Origin of the sequence: Frigoribacterium sp. VKM Ac-2530, from assembly GCF_015350835.1 — a bacterium.
Classification (GTDB): Bacteria; Actinomycetota; Actinomycetes; order Actinomycetales; family Microbacteriaceae; genus Frigoribacterium.
Genome location: NZ_JADKSE010000002.1, coordinates 1380473 through 1399397 on the forward strand (window position 1 = coordinate 1380473; position 18925 = coordinate 1399397).

The 18925-nt window shown below is 73.9% G+C and carries 13 protein-coding genes; 7 read left to right on the plus strand and 6 right to left on the minus strand.

Annotation, left to right across the window (positions count from 1 at the left end; all coding sequences use genetic code 11):
- Positions 1 to 82: 82 nt before the first annotated feature.
- The 5 genes from ITJ48_RS15550 to ITJ48_RS15570 form a co-directional block, all read right to left on the minus strand.
- Positions 83 to 880 carry an isocitrate lyase/phosphoenolpyruvate mutase family protein gene (locus tag ITJ48_RS15550; RefSeq protein WP_194614336.1) on the minus strand — a complete coding sequence of 266 codons (798 nt, stop codon included), beginning with the start codon at positions 878 to 880 and terminating at the stop codon, positions 83 to 85.
- Positions 881 to 998: 118 nt separating this feature from the next.
- On the minus strand, positions 999 to 2108 hold the full coding sequence (locus ITJ48_RS15555; RefSeq protein WP_194614337.1) for a DUF4190 domain-containing protein: 1110 nt from the start codon (positions 2106 to 2108) through the stop codon (positions 999 to 1001).
- 282 nt (positions 2109 to 2390) lie between these two features.
- Positions 2391 to 2993 (minus strand): nitroreductase family protein, encoded by a 603-nt coding sequence (locus tag ITJ48_RS15560; protein ID WP_194614526.1) that lies wholly within the window; start codon positions 2991 to 2993, stop codon positions 2391 to 2393.
- Positions 2994 to 3206: 213 nt separating this feature from the next.
- Positions 3207 to 5297, minus strand: coding sequence for an acetate--CoA ligase (acs, locus tag ITJ48_RS15565; protein ID WP_194614338.1), 2091 nt, complete (start codon positions 5295 to 5297; stop codon positions 3207 to 3209).
- Between the two features lie 176 nt (positions 5298 to 5473).
- Positions 5474 to 6418, minus strand: coding sequence for a hypothetical protein (locus ITJ48_RS15570; protein WP_194614339.1), 945 nt, complete (start codon positions 6416 to 6418; stop codon positions 5474 to 5476).
- Positions 6419 to 6760: 342 nt separating this feature from the next.
- On the opposite strand from ITJ48_RS15570, the gene ITJ48_RS16370 reads away from it, so the two are divergent.
- From ITJ48_RS16370 to ITJ48_RS15605, 7 genes are all read left to right on the plus strand, one after another.
- A complete protein-coding gene (locus ITJ48_RS16370) occupies positions 6761 to 9358 on the plus strand; it encodes a S8 family serine peptidase (RefSeq protein ID WP_370544956.1) in 2598 nt (865 codons plus the stop codon).
- Between the two features lie 144 nt (positions 9359 to 9502).
- Complete coding sequence (locus ITJ48_RS15580) at positions 9503 to 10783, plus strand: LacI family DNA-binding transcriptional regulator (RefSeq protein WP_194614340.1); 1281 nt, start codon at positions 9503 to 9505, stop codon at positions 10781 to 10783.
- Between the two features lie 101 nt (positions 10784 to 10884).
- Complete coding sequence (locus ITJ48_RS15585) at positions 10885 to 12564, plus strand: ABC transporter substrate-binding protein (RefSeq protein WP_194614341.1); 1680 nt, start codon at positions 10885 to 10887, stop codon at positions 12562 to 12564.
- Between the two features lie 14 nt (positions 12565 to 12578).
- Positions 12579 to 13559, plus strand: a complete 981-nt coding sequence (locus tag ITJ48_RS15590) for an ABC transporter permease (RefSeq protein ID WP_194614527.1) — start codon at positions 12579 to 12581, stop codon at positions 13557 to 13559.
- On the plus strand, positions 13556 to 14518 hold the full coding sequence (locus ITJ48_RS15595; RefSeq protein WP_194614342.1) for an ABC transporter permease: 963 nt from the start codon (positions 13556 to 13558) through the stop codon (positions 14516 to 14518). The genes ITJ48_RS15590 and ITJ48_RS15595 overlap by 4 nt, the downstream gene beginning before the upstream one ends.
- Positions 14515 to 16278 (plus strand): ABC transporter ATP-binding protein, encoded by a 1764-nt coding sequence (locus ITJ48_RS15600; protein WP_194614343.1) that lies wholly within the window; start codon positions 14515 to 14517, stop codon positions 16276 to 16278. Before ITJ48_RS15595 ends, ITJ48_RS15600 begins: the two co-directional genes overlap by 4 nt.
- A 49-nt stretch (positions 16279 to 16327) precedes the next feature.
- Positions 16328 to 17512, plus strand: a complete 1185-nt coding sequence (locus ITJ48_RS15605) for a glycoside hydrolase family 1 protein (protein WP_194614344.1) — start codon at positions 16328 to 16330, stop codon at positions 17510 to 17512.
- Positions 17513 to 17585: 73 nt separating this feature from the next.
- On the opposite strand, the gene ITJ48_RS15610 is transcribed toward ITJ48_RS15605, so the two are convergent.
- The gene (locus tag ITJ48_RS15610; protein WP_194614345.1) at positions 17586 to 18869 is read right to left on the minus strand and encodes a GNAT family N-acetyltransferase; all 1284 of its coding nucleotides are present in this window, start codon (positions 18867 to 18869) and stop codon (positions 17586 to 17588) included.
- Positions 18870 to 18925: the final 56 nt, after the last annotated feature.

The following is an 18925-nucleotide window of genomic DNA, read 5'->3' on the forward strand; positions in this document are numbered from 1 at the left end:
GCCCCGCTCCGCACACGCAGGAGGCCCCGACGACGTGAGTCGTCGGGGCCTCCTGCGTGTGCGCCGGCGGGGTCGGTTCCCCCTAGAAGCTGAAGCCGAGCTCGCTCGGGTACTCGCCGCGGGCGGTGAGCTGCTCGGCGGCGTCGCGCAGGTGCGACAGGGTCAGGCCCATCGTCATCGGGCCGAAGCTGACGCGCGAGACGCCGAGCTCGGCGAGGCGCGCGAGCGGCACCGAGTCCGGCCCCGAGATGACGCTGATCTTGCCGTGGATCTCGTCGAGCGCGCGCTCGACGAGGTCTTCGGTGCCCAGGCCGAGCACGAACGCGCAGTCGGCGCCGGCGTCGAGGTAGGCGTTCGCGCGACGGACAGCGTCGTCGAAGAGCGAGGGGTCGCCGGCCAGGGCGTCCACACGGGCGTTGATGACGATCGGCACGCCGGCGCGGTCGCCGGCCTGACGAGCGGCCGCGACCTTGGACACCTGGGTGTCGATGTCGTAGAGCTCCGTCTTGGACTTGCCCGTGCTGTCCTCGAGGTTGAGGCCGGCGGCGCCCTCCTCGATCAGGCGCCACACGTTGTCGAGGGTGCCGGCCGCGTCGGTCGCGTAGGCCTTCTCGAAGTCGACGGAGACGGGCAGGTCGACCGCGCGGATCACGAGCCGGACGGCGTCGAGCATCTGGTCGACGTCGAGCCCCTCGCCGTCCTCGACGCCGTGGGCCTCGCTGATCGAGTGCGACGCGGTGGCGAGGGCCTTCACCCCGGGGGCGCCCGCGACGACGCGGGCGGTGATGCTGTCCCACACGTTGGTGACCACGAGCGGGTCGCCGGGCACGTGCAGCGAGCGGAGCAGGTCGGCCTTCGCGGCCGTGGAGGAGATCGACATGGTCCCAGCCAACCGCACCCGCGCCTCCTGCGCCATCAGGGGACGAGGAGGTGCGCGTGCGGTGCGCGCCCCGGCCGGCTCAGCAGCCGGCCCGGTCCCGTGTCGGCGGCGGGGCGGCTCAGCGGCCTGCCCAGTGCCAGGTGCCGGTGAGGCTCGTGAGCGTGCGCTCGGTCGCAGCGGCGCGGGCGGCGGCGGACGCGTCGTCCGCCGAGCCGTCGCCGAGGTCCGCGTCCGCGTCCGGTCCGACGCTCACGAGGGTGAGCGAGGAGGCGCCGGTCGCGTCGGCGGGGGACCAGGCGACGACCACGGCGGCGGGCGTGCCGAGGTCGTCCCCGGTCGCGAGCCGGACGAGGGCGGCGGGCTCGCCGTCGAGCGTGGTCTGCTCGGGCTCGCCGACGACCGTGCCGACGCCGGGCAGCCAGCTCGGGCGGAGGGCCGCCACGGCGTCCGCGACGCGGTCGGTGCTCGTCGCGGGGACGAGGCCCTCGGCGACGGCGGCGGGCACGGTCACGACCTCGACGGGCGTGACGGCGATGTCGTCGGCCACGCCGAGGGACGTGGCGCAGGCGTCGGCGTCGGTGGCGTCGCCGGAGACCCAGGCGTCGTCGGGGAGCGAGAACGACCAGCACGAGGTCGTCACCGCGGCGGGGTCGGCGTCGCCGTCGCCGTCGCCGTCGGCGTCGTCGTACCCGTGGCCCTGGCCGGGGCCGTACGGGTCGCCGTCGAGGCCCTGCCCGGTGTCCCCGCCGTACCAGCTGCTCGCGGCCTCGTCCGCGAGGCGGGCCCCGACGGGCACGGCGACGACGAGCATGGCCACCACGGCGACGTTCGTCACGGCGGCGAGACCCGACAGCGCCAGGCCCGTGACGCCCAGGCCGAGACCCGACTGCGCCCGACGACGGCGCACCAGCGCGACGACCCCGAGGGCGACGCCGACCAGCGCGACCAGCAGGCCGACCACGGGCACGAGCCCGACGAGGAACGCACCGATGCCGACGACGAGCGCCGCGATCGCCCAGCCGCTCGCGCCGCTGCGGGCCGGCGGCAGCGCCGGTCCTGCGGGCTGCGCGGGCTGCGCCGGTCCTGCGGGCTGCGCCGGCTCTGCGGGCGGTGCGGACTGAGCCGGCGGTGCGAGGGGTGCGTCAGGTGCGGGGCGGCCGAGCTCCTCGGTCGCGTGTCGGTCGGCGTCGTCGGCGGTGCCCTCGGCAGGTGTGCGGTCGTCGGTCATGCTGTCTCCTCGCGTGCGCGGCCGGCGTCCACCGGCACGTCCTCGACGCTACGGAGCGCCGCCTCCTCGGTCGTCCGTCGCCGGTGGCGCGGGTGCGGTCCTGCAGGATGACCCGCGCCTCCTGCGCCGTCGCCCGTGCGGACGACCTGCGCGCGGCCGGATCACGACGAGACCCCTCGGACCCGCGCACGCCCTCGCTCGCGCGGAGGGGTGCGCGCGGGTCCGAGGGGTCGGGACGCGCAGCGCGCGGGCAGCGGCAGGGCCAGCCGCCGCAGCGGCGGGCTAGTCGCGGCGCAGCACCAGCTCGTCGAGCGACAAGCGGACGCGCGGCGCGGTCTCGCGCTCGGCCAGCGCCTCGATCAGCTTGTCGGCCTCGTCGACGACGCCGACGGCGGTGACGGTGACGGGCTTCAGGTTCGCGGGCAGGTCGAACGCGGCGACGAGCTTCTCCCACTCGACGCCGGCCATCTGGTGGGTGTGGAAGCCCTCGGCGTGAGCCTGGACGCTGAGGTGCGCGACGGCCTGGCCGAGGTCGTACTCGGCGGTCGGGCGGTCGTCGCCCTCGACGGTCGAGGTCTCGGCCAGCGCGACGACCAGGGCGGAGGCGTTGCCGGCCCACATGGCGTTGAAGCTGAGCAGGGCGCCGACGATCGTGTCGAAGGTCTCGGTGCCGCGGCGGGCCACGACGAAGCGGCGGGGCTGGTGGTTCTGGGCCGACGGGGCCCAGCGGGCGGCCTCGAGCAGGGCGTCGAGCTGCGCGTCGCTGATCGTCGCGGTCGGGTCGAACGAGCGGGGGCTCCAGCGCTCGTCGAGCAGGTCGACGATCGGCACGCTGGTCTCGGCGGTGCGGACGGTGGAGGGGGCTGCGGAGGTGGTCTCGGAGATCGACACGGTGGACCGGCTTTCGTGGTGGTGGGGGAGGGGGCCGGCGCGACGTCGGGCCACCGAGGTGAACCGTTGCCCTGCGCGCAAGATTCCCGGCGCACCCCGGGGCACCCCGGGGCGTCGCGGCCGAGCCGAGTGGTCAGGAAGTGTCCCCCTCGGGCCCCGGGAGGACAACTCCTGACCACTCGGCGGCCCGCGAGACGGAGGGCGACCCTAGGAGGCGCCCCGCACCTCCGCGAGGACGGCCGCGATCCGACCCGGCACCGACGCGTCCTGCAGGCTGGTCGTGTCGCCGAGCTCGCGCCTCTCCGAGACGTCGCCCAGCAGGCGCCGCATGATCTTGCCCGAGCGGGTCTTCGGCAGGTCGGGGACGACGAGCACGGTCGCGGGCTTCGCCACGGGGCCGATCTGGTCGGCGACGTGGGCGCGCAGCAGGGGCGACAGCGAGCCCGGCGCCGACCTCGAGAGCGCGGCCCAGACCTGCGGTTCGGAGGCGTCGCCGGCGTCGCGCACGGCACCTCCTGCGGGGCGGGTCGCGGGCACGACGAAGGCGGCGATCGCCTGCCCGGTGCGCGCGTCCGAGACGCCGACGACCGCCGCCTCGGCGACGAGGGGGTGGGCGACGAGCGACGACTCGATCTCGATCGTCGACAGGCGGTGACCCGACACGTTGATGACGTCGTCGACGCGGCCGAGCAGCCAGATGTCGCCGTCGTCGTCGTACTTGGCGCCGTCTCCGGAGAAGAACCAGCCCTGCCGCCAGTACTTCGCCCAGTAGCTGTCGCGGTAGCGCCCGGGGTCGCCCCAGACCGTGCGGGCCAGCGACGGCGGCGTCCGCTGCACGACGAGGTAGCCGCCCGAGCCGTTCGGCACGCGTTCGCCGGCCTCGTCGACGACGGCGGTGGAGACGCCGGGCAGCGCGCGCAGCGACGACCCGGGCTTGAGCGTGTCGACGCCGGGCAGCGGCGCCATCACGGCCGCGCCCGTCTCCGACTGCCACCACGTGTCGACGATCGGCAGCTCGCCCCGGCCGAGCTGCTCGCGGAACCAGACCCACGCCTCCGGGTTGATCGCCTCGCCGACGGTGCCGAGGAGGCGCAGCGAGCTCAGGTCGTGGTCGGTCGGCAGGCCGTCGGGGAACCACGACGCCAGCGTCCGCACGAGGGTGGGCGCCGTGTAGTAGGTCGTGACGCCGTAGCGCTCGATGATCTCGAGGTGACGGGCCGGGTGCGGGGTGTCGGGCGTGCCCTCGTAGATCACCTGCGTGAGCCCGTTCGAGAGGGGGCCGTAGATCTCGTAGGTGTGCGCCGTGACCCAGGCGAGGTCGGCCGTGCACCAGTGCACGTCGTCGGGCTTCGCGTCGAAGACGGCCCAGTGCGTCCAGCTCGCGGCCGTGAGGTAGCCGCCGCTCGTGTGCACGAGGCCCTTCGGCTTCCCGGTCGTGCCGCTCGTGTACATGATGAAGAGGGGCGTCTCGGCGTCGAACGCCTCGGGCTCGTCCGTGTCGGGCTGCGGGTCGACGACGTCGTGCCACCAGAGGTCGCGGCCCTCGGTCCACGGCACGTCGGGGGTCTCGTCGCCGGTGCGCCGCACGACGAGCACGTGCTCGACCTGGTTCTCGCCGCTCACCGCGTGGTCGGCGTTCGCCTTGACCGGCACCGCGGCGCCCCGCCGGAACTGCCCGTCGGTGGTGACGAGCAGCTTCGCGCCCGTGTCCTCGACCCGGAACTTGAGGGCCTCGCCCGAGAATCCGCCGAAGACGAGTGAGTGGATCGCGCCGATCCGCGCGATCGCGAGCGTCACGACGATCGTCTCGGCGATCACGGGCAGGTAGACGACGACGCGGTCGCCCTCGCCGACCCCCAGGCTGCGGAGCCCGTTGGCGGCCTTGACGACCTCCCGCTGCAGCTGGGCGTAGGTGACGTCGCGCCGGTCGCCGCGCTCGCCCTCGACGTGCAGCGCGACCTTCTCGCCGTTCCCGGCCGCGACGTGCCGGTCGACGCAGTTGACGGCGACGTTGAGGCGGCCGCCCGCGAACCAGGTCGCCTCGGGCACCGTGAGGCTGCCGTCGGCGAGCTCGCGGACCGGCTCCCACGTGTGCGCCGTGTGCCACGGGCTCTCCCACTGGAGGCGGCGGGCCTGCTCCTCCCAGAAGGCGACGGGGTCGGCCGCGGCGCGCGCGTGCTCGGCGCTCGTGACGTTCGCGGCGGCGGCCAGAGCAGGAGGCGCCGGGAACGTCCGCCGCTCGTCGAGCAGGTTCGAGATGGTGTCGCGGGTGGTCGTGGTGGTGTCGCGCGGGGCCATCACCCGAGCGTACGGAGGCGCGGGCCGGCCCACCGGGCCTCCCGTCACGTCGCGTAACCCCGCGCCGCCCCGGTGCCCCGCTCCCGTCCCGTCTCGTTCCGAGCATCCCGTCCGACCGCGGCGCGACGGGATGCTCGGAACGAGACGGGACATGACGCGGTGGAGCCGGCCCGGGGTCACCGGCTGCACGGCACGCCTGCGCTCTCGAGCAGCGACCGGAGCCGCCGCGGGTCGCCGAGGTGCCAGGCGGTGCACCGCACGAACGCGCGCACGTCGGCCTGGCGACGGATCGCGTCCTCCCGGAGCTTCTCCTTCACGACGACCTGCTCGGGCGTCAGCGACCCGCGCCACCGGCTCTGCGTGTACTTGCTCACGCCGTCGAACTCGAGGACGCAGCCCTGGTCGGGGAACCAGAAGTCGACGTGCGGGTCCCACCGGCCGCGTCCGAGCTCGAACCGTCGTTGCAGCACGGGCACGGGCGCGCCCAGCCGGTGCAGCAGCACCCGGGTGCGCGACTCGCCCGCCGAGTCGGAGCGGCCGTCCGCGAAGGCGAGGGCTCGGCGGGCCCCGGCCTGGCCGCGCGCCCGCGGTCGGCGGTCCAGTGAGGCGAGCACCGCCTCCTTCGTGGTCAGCTCCCGGTGCAGCAGGTCGTCGAGGACCACGGTGACCTCCTCGAGCGACCGTGTGCCGAGGGCGAGGTCGGCCGCGGTGCGGGCGGGCGTCGTGAGCCGGACCCCGCGGAGCGACGACACCTCGTCGTCCTCGAGCGGTCCCTGGTGCTTCACGAGGGCGACCGTGGACTGCGGGCCGAGAGCGTCCGGGTCGGTGACGTGCACCCGGTCGGGCCAGTCTCCGAGCACCGGCGTGCGGAGCAGCGCGGCCGCCGACAGGTGGGACACCGCGTGGCGGGCGCCGGTGCGGCCGAGGGCGGACTCGACCATCAGCACGTGGCGTCGACGGGGCGTCAGTGCGTCCCACTCGTCGGCCCGGACGTACGAGCCGGGATGGAGGCGCCGCCAGCGACCGGCGGACGCGGCCCGTCGCAGCCTGGTCGCCTCGCGCGAGTCCGAACCGAGGCTCGGCACCCGGACCAACAGGGGAAGGGGCTCGTCGTCGATCACCCGACGACCCTGCCCGAACGCGCCCCTCGACGTCGGATCCTCTCCACAGGCCGCGTCGCCCCGGGTGCGCCGCCCGTCGCGTTCGTCTGCGTCCCGTCTCGTTCCGAGCGTCCCGTCCCGTCGTGGCGAGACGGGATGCTCGGAACGGGACGGGACGTCTCGCGGGGTGGTGCGCGGGGTACGGGCGGGCAGGCCACGTGGCGCACACGTAACGCGTCCGAAACAGCAGGCCCGTACCCTGGGGTACATCCGGCCTCGGGGGCCGCTCGACCAGGGGGCCGGGCGACCTGGTTCCCCGCGGCTCGCGCCCGTCGCCGTGCGCCCGACATCAGGAGTCACCACGTGATCAGATCCACCCGAGGCCGGGGAGCGCGCTGGGCGACCGCCCTGGCGCTCACGAGCGCCCTCGTGCTCGCACCCACCGCCGCGTTCGCCGCCGACCCGGCCGTGTCGCCGGTCGGCGCCGACGGCACCGGCACCGACGCTGGGGCGTCGGGTGCGTCCGACACGGCCGCCGCGGCTGCCGCCCCGACGGAGGCCGAGACGCCCGCCGTCGAGGCACCGGTCGAGTCGCCCGCTGCTGAGGCCCCCGCCACGGAGGCGCCCGCCGCCGAGACGGAGGACGTGACCGCCGAGGTCCCCGCCGCGTCGGCCCGCGTGGCCGACGGCATCGTCATGAACTACGTCGTCAACACCACCGTCCGGAGCGCGGACGCCGTCGCCGACGCCTCCGCCGCGGTCGCCGCCGCCGGCGGCGTGGTCCTCTCCCTGTACCCCGAGATCGGCGTCGTCACGGCGCAGTCCCGCGACGGCGGGTTCCTCGCCGCGATGCGCGCGACGCTCGGCGTCGAGTCGGCGGGCCCGACCCGCACGGCCGCGGTCGCCGGGGCGGAGGTCGTGGCCCCGGCCGAGGCCCCCGTGGCGGCCGTCGACCAGGCGGCCGCCGACCAGGCGTCCGCCGGCGCCACGGGCTCCGGCACGCAGTCGATCGAGCAGCCCCTCGACGCGCAGGCAGCCCCGGCCGACCCCCTCGAGGGCGTCCAGTGGGACATGGCCGCCATCGGCGCCCCCGAGGCGCGCGAGGTCGAGGCGGGCGACGGCATCGTGGTCGGCGTGCTCGACAGCGGCATCGACGTCGCGCACCCCGACCTCGCCGGCCAGGTCGACGCCTCCCGGTCCGTCGGGTGCACGGTGAACGGCCTCCCCGACACGGCGCCGGCCGCGTGGGTCCCCACGACGAACGACCACGGCACCCACGTCGCCGGCACGATCGCGGCCGCCGACAACGGCCTGGGCATCGTCGGCGTCGCGCCCGGCGCGACGCTCGCCAGCGTCAAGGTCGTCGGCGACGCCGGCTTCATCTACCCCGAGTACGCGCTCTGCGGCTTCATGTGGGCCGCCGAGAAGGGGTTCGACGTGACGAACAACAGCTACTACGTCGACCCGTGGGAGTTCTGGTGCTCGACCGAGGCCGACCAGGCCCCGGCGCTCGAGTCCGTGACCCGCGCCGTCGAGCTCTCCGAGCAGCAGGGCGTGCTCAACGTGGCCGCCGCGGGCAACTCGGACTACGACCTCGCGGACAAGACGACCAGCGACTCGAGCCCCAACGACACGACGGCGATCAAGGACCGTGACGTCTCGCAGGGCTGCTCCGACATCCCCGCCGAGATCCCGGGCGTGGTCACCGTCGCGTCCGTCGCTCAGCAGGTCGACGGCTCGATCGTGAAGGCGCCGTCGTCGAACTACGGCGAGGGCGTCATCGACGTCGCCGCCCCGGGAGAGGGGATCGTCAGCACCGTCCCCGGCGGGTACGGGCTCAAGGGCGGCACCTCGATGGCCTCCCCGCACGTCGCCGGCGTCGCTGCCCTCCTCGCCGCGACCCACCCGGAGGCGTCGCCCACCGAGCTGCAGGCGCTGCTCGAGCAGCAGGCGACACCCGTCGCCGGTGCCGGCGCCCTCACCGGCTCGCGCTACTTCGGCGCGGGTCTCGTGAACGCCTTCGCGGCGGTCACCGAGGACGTCGTCCCGGCCCTCGGCCCGGTCGCGGCGGTCGCCGACGGCACGGTGCAGGCCGGTCGTTCGTTCCGCGTCCTCGGCGCGAACTTCGTCCCGGGCGAGATCGTGACGGTCATCGGCCCCGACGGGGAGCCGCTCGAGGACGAGTTCACCGCCGACGGCGAGGGGCGACTCGTCGGCCCCGCGGTCCTCAGCCCCTTCCTCCCGGCCGGCGCGAGCACGCTCGTCCTGAGCGGCGACGCGGGCAGCCGCACGACGCTCGACCTGCTGGTCGAGGAGGCGCTGGCCGGGCCGAAGATCACTGCTCCCGTCGCCGGGTCCACCGTCGAGGTCGGCACCGTGACGGTGACCGGCACCGCACAGCCGGGTGCCCTCGTCACCGTCGTCCTGGGGGAGGCCGACCAGTTCGACGGCCTCCCGCAGCTCGCGACGCCTTCGCCGGCGTCCGTCACGTCGCTCGACCTGGACGGCGCGCCGGTGGCCTTCGACCCGGAGCTCGGGTACTCGGCGTCCACCGTCCAGGCCGCCGCGGTGGGGGCGTTCACCGCCTCCTTCACCGGGGTCCCGCCGGGCGACTTCGGCGCCACGGCGCTGCAGGTCCTCAGCGACGGCACCTCGTCGACGTTCACCGACCCGGTGCTGTTCACCGTCGCCGCGGCCGGCGTCGTGCCGCCGGTCACGGTGCCGGGCGCCGGCGTCGTCCCCGTCGCCGGCCCGGCGGGCGCGGGCGTCGTCCCCGTCGCCGCCCCGGCGGGCACGGGCGTCGTGCCGGCCGCCTCGACGCGAGCCGGGGCCCTGGCGTACACCGGCTCGGAGCCGGTCGTGCCCCTGTCGGCCGCGCTGCTCCTCCTCGTCGCCGGCGCCGGCGCGCTCGTCGCGGCCCGTCGCCTGCGCCGTCGCTCGGCGCCGCGGGTCGAGGGCTAGGCCGGCGGGTCGCCCTGCGGCCCGTGCTCGCGACGGAGCCGCCCGTCCCTCCCGGACGGGCGGCTCCGTCGCGTCGGGCGCCTCCGCGGCCCGAGCGGCACCCGTGCCTAGGATGGACGCCATGCCCTGTGCCGGACGGACCCCGTGACCAAGGCCCCCACCGTCTACGACGTGGCCGCCCACGCGGGCGTCTCGATCGCCACCGTCTCCCGCGTGCTCCGTCGCCCCGACGACGTCCGCCCCGAGACGCGGGCCCGCGTGCTCGACTCGGTCCGGTCGCTCGGCTACGTGCCGAGCGGCGCCGCGCGCGGCCTCGCGGGTCGCCGCCACGGCGTGCTCGGCCTGTTCCTCCCCGGGCACGACGGCATCGACCTGCCCGAGCCCGACTGGGAGCGCGTCGCGGACGCGAGCCGCATCCCGCTGATCGACGACCGCGAGGGGCGACCGACGCCTCCTGCGCCGACCGGCACCGGCACCGGCACCCGCACCGGCACCGGCACCGACGCGCCCCGCACCGCGTCGAACCCGGCGAACCTCTACTTCGACGAGGTGCTCCGCGGCGCGGAGGTCGAGTCCTGGAGGCGCGGCTTCGCCCTCATGGTCGCCGCCGGTCGGGGCTCCAGCCGGGAGGTCATGCTCAACGACATCGCGGGCCGCGTGGACGGCCTCGCCGTCCTCGCCCAGACCGTGCCCGACGACCTGCTCGCGCACGTGTCGCGCCGCATCCCCGTCGTGGTCCTCGCCGACTCCCGTCCGGGCGACGAGCTCGACCACGTCAGCGTCGACAACGCCGCGGGCATGCGCGCCCTGACCGAGTTCGTCCTCGGGCGCGCGTCGGGCGGGCCGGGCGCAGCGGGCGAGCCGCGCGCCGCGGGCGAGCCGCGCGAGCGGGGCGACGGGCGCGAGTCGGCCGAGCCGCGCGGCCGGGTCGCCGACCTCGTCTACGTCGCCGGCCCCGGCGACTCTCCCGACGAGGCCGACCGGCACCGAGGCTTCGACCAGGCCGTCGCCGCGGCCACGGCGGCGGCCACGCGTCAGGGCCACGGCCCGGTGCGCGTCCGCGTCGAGCGCGGCGACTTCTCGCGCGAGGGCGGCAGGCGAGCCGGGGAGGCGCTGGTCGCGTCCCCGGACCCGCTCCCGCAGGCCGTCGTCTGCGCCAACGACCAGTCGGCGCTCGGAGTGCTCGACGCGTTCGTCGCGCACGGGGTGGACGTGCCGGGCCGGGTCGCCGTGACGGGCTTCGACGGCATCGAGGCGGGCCGCTTCTCGACGCCGCGCCTCACGACGGTGCGCCAGCCGATGAACGACCTCGGCCGGGTCGCGGTGCGCACGATCGTGACGCGGCTGACCGACCCGACCGCGCCTCCTCAGCGGGTGACCCTGCCCGTCGAGGTCCTGCTGCGCGAGAGCTGCCCTGCCCGCTGACCCGTCGCGGTCGACGTCGCCGCCATCGCCGTTGCGTCGCAGCGATGTATGCGCTTACACTGGCGATGCTCACCTCGACGACGAATGAGAGAACCGTGGCGATGACGCACACGCACAGACACCGCGCCCGAGCGCGCACCGCCGTGGCGGCCCTGGCCGCCGCCACCGCCGTGGTGCTCGTGGCCACCGGCTGCAGCATCCAGATCCGCAGCGAGCCCGACCCGACGATCGGCGCCGACACGATGCTGATCAACGCCGACAAGGGCAACCCGCAGTTCGAGCGGAACTTCAACCCGTTCCTCACGAACAAGCGCACCGCCTCGACGTGGATCTACGAGCCCCTGCTCGAGATCAACCCGCTCGACGGCGAGATCACGCCGTGGCTCGCGAGCGAGACGACGCTGCCCGACGCGCGCACGGTCGACATGACGATCCGCGACGGGGTCGAGTGGTCCGACGGCGAGCCGATGACGCCCGACGACGTCGTGTACACGTTCGACCTGATCAAGGCGAACCCGGCTCTCGACCTCAAGGGCGCCTGGCAGCACATCGACACGGTCGAGCAGCAGGGCGACCACGTCGTCTTCCACCTGCAGACCGACGACGTGCCGGCGATGGAGATCATCGGCCAGACGACGATCGTCCCCGAGCACCTCTGGAGCGAGGTCGACGACCCGGCGACGTACCGCAACCCGGACCCGGTCGGCACCGGCCCGTTCACGCTCGGCAACTACTCGGCGATGCAGTACTCGATGGACAAGAACGAGTCCTACTGGCAGGCCGACAAGATCGACATCGCGCACCTGATCCTGCCCGCGACGAACAACCAGCTCGACACCGTCACGCGCGGCTACGACTGGGCGTACTCGTTCATCAGCGACGTCGAGGGCACCTGGGGCGCGGCGAGCGACACCAACTCGTACTGGTTCCCGCCGGGCGGCGTGATCGGCCTGATGCCGAACCTCACGAAGGCGCCGTTCGACGACGTGGACGTGCGGAACGGCATCGCGCTGGCGCTCGACCGCGACCAGATCGCCGAGTCGGCCACCGAGGGCTACCTCGAGCCGGCCGGGCAGACCGGCCTCATCCTGCCCAACCAGCAGGACGACCTCGACCCCTCGATCCCCGACGAGGGAGTGATCGGCCAGGACGTCGACGGCGCCCTCGCCGCGTTCGCGCAGGCCGGCTTCACGCAGCAGGGCGACCAGCTGGTCGGCCCCGACGGCCAGCAGCTGCGCATCACGATCCTCACCGCGAACGGCTACACCGACTGGCTGAGGGCCGTGCAGGAGGTGCGGGCACAGCTGGGCGCGATCGGCATCGACGTGCAGATCCAGGCTCCCCAGCCTGCCGGCTACCAGTCGGCCATCGCGAACGGCGAGTTCGACATGGCGCTCGGCGGCATGGGCAACGGCAACACGTACCAGACCTACAACACGCTGCTCAACAGCGGGTTCGCGACGCCGATCGGCGAGACGACGGCCTCGAACTTCGGCCGCTTCAGCGACCCTGCCGTCGACGAGCTGCTCGACGAGTGGAAGGCCGCGATCGACCCCGCCGAGCAGCAGCGGCTGTCGTACGCGCTGCAGAACGTCGTCTACGAGCAGAAGCCGGTCATCGGCCTCTACTACGGCGGCCTCTGGGGCCTGTTCAACGACTCGAAGTTCACCGGCTGGCCCAGCGAGAAGGACCCGTACATGGCCCCGCAGAACTACGACCAGGCGCCGCTGCTGATCTTCACGAAGCTCAAGCGCGTCGACCAGGGCGGTGACGACCAGTGAAGCAGAACGGCCCCCTGAGGTACGGAGCCCAGAAGCTCGGCCTCTTCGTCCTCACCCTGTGGGCGGCGGTGACGCTCAACTTCATCTTGCCGCGGCTGATGCCCGGCGACCCCACCGACGCCGCGATCGCGAAGCTCTCGCAGAACGGCCCGGTCACCGAGGCCACCCGTGCCGCCATCGAGGCCCAGCTCGGCGTGCCCGACGGCAACGTGCTGCAGCAGTACGTCGCCTACCTCGGCCAGGTCGTCCGGCTCGACTTCGGGACGAGCTACACGTTCTTCCCCGAGACGGTCGGGCACCTCGTCGGGCAGGCGCTGCCGTACACGCTGATCCTCGTCGGCGCGTGCACCGTGATCGCCTTCGTGGTCGGCACCCTGATCGGCGTCGCCGCGGCCTGGAAGCGCGGCACCTGGCTCGACTCGCTGCCGACGCTCTCCGGCAGCTTCATGAGCACGTTCCCGTACTTCTGGACGGCCCTGCTCCTCCTCTTCTTCCTCGGCTACGTGCTGCACTGGTTCCCGACCACCGGGGCCTACGGCGCGACGACCACGCCGGGCTTCACGCCCGCGTTCGTCGGCGACGCCCTGCTGCACGCGGTGCTGCCGGCGGTGACGATCCTCGTCACGAGCCTCGGCGGCTGGATCCTCGGCATGCGGAACGCGATGATCAACACGCTCGGCGACGACTACGTCACCTTCGCGGAGGCGAACGGCCTGAAGGGCCGGACGGTCGCCGTCCGCTACGCCGCCCGCAACGCGATCCTGCCGAACCTCACCGGCTTCGGCCTCGCCCTCGGCGGGGTGGTCGGCGGATCGATCCTCGTCGAGCAGGTCTTCGGCTACCCCGGCATCGGCTACCTGCTGTTCAACGCCGTCATCGGCCAGGACTACCCGCTGATGCAGGCCCTCTTCCTGATGATCACCGTGAGCGTGCTCGTCGCCAACTTCCTCGTCGACATCTTGTACGGCGTGCTCGACCCAAGGACCCGCCGATGACCTCCACCGTGTCCGTCCGCCTCCCCGAGGGCGGCGACCCTGCCGGCCCCGCCGCCGAGCAGGCCGCGCCCAGCACCTGGAAGACCGTGCTGCGCACCGCCGGCGTCGTCTGGTCGAACCCCAAGGCCAAGATCGGCATCGTCGTCCTCGGCGTCTTCGTCCTGATGGCCGTCTTCGCCCCGCTGATCGCCCCGTACGGCGGCAGCGAGAACGGGTTCGAGCGCAACCAGGACGCCTCCTGGGCCCACTGGATGGGCACGACCGCCGCCGGCGAGGACGTCCTCAGCCAGCTGATCTGGGGCGCCCGCATCAGCGTGTTCGTCGGCTTCGTGGCCGGCATCGCGGCGACGCTCGTCGCCGTCGCGATCGGCCTCAGCTGGGGCTACATGCGCGGCCCCGCCGCCGAGGTGGTCGGCTTCGTCGTCAACCTGTTCCTCGTCATCCCCGGCCTGCCGCTGATGATCGTCATCGCGGCCTACCTGCAGAACGGCGGCATCGCGGTCATCATCGCGGTGATCGTCGTGACCGGCTGGGCCTGGGGAGCTCGCGTGCTCCGCAGCCAGACGCAGTCCCTGCGCTCGCGCGACTTCGTCGAGGCCGCCCGGTTCTCGGGCGAGGGCGCGACCCGCATCGTGTTCCGCGAGATCCTGCCGAACATGACGTCGCTCATCGTCGGCTCGTTCTTCGGAGCGGCCACCAGCGCGATCCTGGCGGAGGCGGGCCTCGAGTTCCTGGGGCTCGGCGACTCGTCGATCGTCAGCTGGGGCACGATCCTCTACTGGGCGCAGAACTCGAACGCCCTGCTCACCGGGCAGTGGATCCTCCTGTTCGCCCCCGGCCTCTGCATCGCCCTGCTCGCGATGAGCCTCACGCTGATCAACTTCGGCGTCGACGCCGTCAGCAACCCGCGCCTGCGCGAGGGCACGTCCAAGAAGACGAAGAAGGAGGCGCGTCGATGACCGCCGCAGACCTCACGAACCAGCCCGCCGCCTCCTCGACGACGACGACGACCGCCGGTGACGCCCCGTTGTTGGACGTGCGCGACCTCAGCGTCGTCTACGAGTCGGCCGCCTCGACGCCGGTGCAGGCCGTGGACCACGTCTCGTTCTCGCTGCGCCGCGGCGAGTTCGTCGGCCTGGTCGGCGAGTCCGGCTCGGGCAAGTCGACCCTCGGCTACGCGCTCACGCGGCTGCAGAAGCCGCCGGCGCGCACCAACGGCGGCAGCATCGTGTTCGACGGCGCCGACATCCGCGACCTCGACGCCGAGGCCCTGCGGCAGCAGCGCCAGGGCGGCTTCGCGATGGTGCTGCAGTCGGGCATGAACGCGCTCAACCCGGTGCGGACGATCCACAAGCACTTCGTCGACATCTTCAAGGCCCACGGCCACGTGCCGCGCGAGCGCTGGGACTCCCGCGCCGCCGAGCTCGTGCAGAAGGTCGAGCTCGACCCGAAGGTGCTCGCGCGGTTCCCCGGCGAGCTGAGCGGCGGCATGCGCCAGCGCGTCTCGATCGCCCTCGCCCTGTCGCTCGAGCCGCAGCTGATGGTCTTCGACGAGCCGACGACGGCGCTCGACGTGCTCGTCCAGCACGCCGTGATGGACACGATCATCTCGCTGCAGCAGAGCGAGGGCTTCACGGCGGTGCTGATCAGCCACGACCTCGGCATCGTGCTCGAGGCGACCGAGCGGGTGCTCGTGATGCACGAGGGCCGCATCGTCGAGGACGGCCGCTCCGCCGACGTGCTCGCCGACCCGCAGCACGAGTACACGCAGATGCTGCTGTCGCACTACGCCGACCCCCGCGCCGAGGTCGTCTCGCTGCCCGGCTTCGAGGACCGCGCGGTGCGGCGGGCCCGGGGCGAGCGCCGCGTCGACACGACCACCAGCACGCCGAGCGTCGGCACGCGCAGCACGAAGGTGGCCCAGAGCGCGATCACCGTGACCGGCGTCAGCAAGACCTACGCGCCTCCTCGTCGCGGCGAGGACCCCGTGCGGGCCGTCCGCGACGTGTCGTTCACCCTCGAGCCGGGGCAGTCGCTCGCCCTCGTCGGCCAGTCGGGCTCGGGCAAGAGCACCATCGCGCGCATGGTCACCGGCGTCGAGAAGCCGAGCGAGGGCACCATCACGTTCGGCGACGTCGACGTCACGAAGGTCCGCGGACGCGGCCTCCGCGACCTGCGCAGCGACGTGCAGATGGTGTTCCAGGACCCGTACTCGGCCCTGAACCCGCTGCACACCGTCGAGTACACGCTCACCCGGCCGGTCGTGAACTACACGGGGCTGCGAGGGCAGGAGGCGCGGCGCCGCGTCCTGGAGCTGCTCGAGACGGTCGGCCTGACGCCGGTCGAGCAGTTCGCGGCGAAGCTGCCGCACCAGCTGTCCGGCGGTCAGCGGCAGCGCGTCGTCATCGCCCGGGCGCTCGCGAGCGACCCGCAGGTGATCATCGCGGACGAGCCCGTCTCGATGCTCGACGTGTCGCTGCGGGCCGGCGTGCTCGCCCTGCTCGAGGACCTGCGCGAGCAGTGGGGCGTCTCGATGCTCTACATCACGCACGACCTGCTGAGCGCACGGCTGATCACGGACGACGTGATGGTGCTGCACGACGGCGCCGTGGTCGAGCGCGGCCGCACCGCCGAGGTGCTGCAGCGGCCGACCGACCCGTACACGGTGCGCCTGCTCGACGCCGTGCCGAACCCGCGGCGCACGCACCGCGCCTCCTAGCCCGCCCGACCCCGCTCGCCCGACCACGCACCACCAGAACGGACACCTGATGCTGACCTTCCCCGACGGCTTCCTCTGGGGCGCCGCGACCGCCGCGCACCAGATCGAGGGCAACAACGTCAACTCGAACTGGTGGGTGCACGAGCACGCCCCCGGCACGACGATCGTCGAGCCGAGCGGCGACGCCGCCGACAGCTACCACCGGTTCCGCGACGACATCCGGATCCTCGCCGAGCTCGGCCTCAACAGCTACCGCTTCAGCATCGAGTGGGCGCGCATCGAGCCCGAGCGCGGCGTCGTCTCGAAGGCGGAGATCGCGCACTACCGCCGCATGGTCGAGACCTGCCACGAGTTCGGCGTCGAGCCGATCGTGACGCTGATGCACTTCACCGTGCCGCGCTGGTTCGAGCGCGACGGCTTCTGGCGCGCGCCCGACGCCGCCGACCTCTTCGCGCGGTACACCGAGCTCGCGCTGCCCGTCGTCAGCGAGGGCGTCCGGTACGTCTGCACCATCAACGAGCCGAACATCGCCGCGATGCTGGCCGGGGGAGAGGACGCGTCGAACCTCGTCGCGTACGGCCTGCCGAACCCCGACCTGCAGGTCGCCGACGCGCTGCTCGCGTCGCACCGGCGCAGCCGCGAGGTGCTGTCACAGGTCGACGGCCTGAAGTCGGGCTGGACGGTCGCCACCCAGGCGTTCAAGGCCGTCGACGAGCCGGGCGCCGCCGAGAAGACCCGCGAGTACGGCTACGTGCGCGACGACTGGTACAGCGAGATGGCGGCGGGCGACGACTTCGTCGGCGTGCAGGCCTACACGCAGACCTTCGTCGGCCCCGAGGGCCCGCGACCGGTCGCCGAGGGGCTCGAGACGACCCTGACCGGCTGGGAGTTCTGGCCCGCCGCGGCCGCCGAGGGCATCCGCAGCGCCTGGGAGCTCAGCGGCCACGTGCCCGTCATGGTCACCGAGAACGGCATCGCGACCGCCGACGACAGCCGTCGCATCGCCTACACGCAGGGCGCGCTCGAGGGCGTCCACGCCACGATCGAGGAGGGCATCGAGGTGCTCGGCTACCAGCACTGGAGCGCCCTCGACAACTACGAGTGGGCCAGCGGCTTCCGCCCCACCTTCGGGCTCATCGGCTGGGACAGGGACACGTTCGAGCGCACGCCGAAGCCCAGCGCCCGCTGGTACGGCGAGGTGGCGCGGGCGAACGGCCTGCCCGCCGCGTCGTAGGGCGGGCGCACCGCAGCGACGGTCGGGCCGCAGCGACGGCCGCGCCGCCGCGGCGGTCAGGCGCCGACGCCGGTCAGAACGACGTGACGCCGTACAGCGGCCGCTCGGGCCTGAGCATCGCGCGCAGCGTCTGCACGGCGCCGGCCCGTCGCTCCCGCACGAGCCCCGCGGCGGCGAGCGTCACCGGGTCGACGCCGCCGAGCCACAGGCTGCCGAGGGTCGCGACGTCGACCTCGAGGTCCGCGCGACGGACGGCGGCGCGCTCGACCGTGCCCGCGCCTCCTGCGCTCGTCAGCCGCCACGTGCCCGCGGCGTGGCCGAGGTCGTCCGAGACGGCGACGGTGACGACGCCGTCGGCGGCCCACGGTCGCGCCGAGAAGGCGGCGGGCACGTCGAGAAGGCGCAGCCAGACGTGGTCCTGCTCGTGCGTCGTGGTGAGGGCCCGTGCGTCGTCCAGCGCGTGGACGAGCGGGTCGTCGAGCGGCGCGGCCGCCCACGTGATCGACGTCACGAGGTCGATCGCGAGCAGCAGCTCCCACAGCGCGAGGTACGCCTCGTCGGTCGCCGTCACGAGGTCGGTGACCTCGAGCACGGTCTCGGTCGGCTTCTCGGTGACGCGGTAGACGACGTACCCGTCGACCCGACCCGAGGAGGCGCGGTGCACGGCCCCCCGCAGGCTGCGGTCGGGCTTCTGGTCCTCGCCCGTCGCGAGCCCGAGCCGTCGGTCCCAGCTGCCGACGGGCCGGTCGATCGAGCCGGGCGTGCGGGCGTGGAACCGCGCGAACACCTCGCGCGCGACGGGCTCGAGGCGGGCGGTCGGGACGAGCTCGACGGTGCCCGTGGTCGGCGCGAGCAGGCGGACCGGACGGCGACGGTCGATCGTCACGGTGCGCTCGCGGGTCGCCGTGCCGAAGCCGAACCGGCGGTAGATGCTCGCCTCGCTCGCGGTGAGCGCCGCGACGGCGAGGCCCGCCTCGGCGGCGCGGGCGAGGTCGTCGGTCATCATGCGCCGCAGGATGCCTCGACGGCGGTGGGTGGGCTGCACCGTCACGCCCGAGATGAGGTGCGCGGGCAGCAGCGTGCCGCCGCCGACGTGCAGGGTGCGCTCGAACGACTCGAAGGTGGCGACGGGCCACTGCTCGTCGTCGAGGGTGCCGGGCCGCGGCTCGCGGGGGTACGCGCCCGTCAGCACGCGGGCGTCGGCGACCGTGCGTCGGGCGTCGCCGGCCGCGCCCTCCGGGGTGTCGATGCTCTCGTGGAACCCCAGCCGGCAGGCGGCGAACCAGGCGGCGGTCGCGTCGTCGTCGATCGCGGCGGGGAAGATGCGGAGCTCGTAGGCGTCGTCGAAGGAGGTCACCCGTTCACGCTAGGGGGCGAGCGCCTGCCGGGCCACCATCGTGAGGAGGAGGAGCG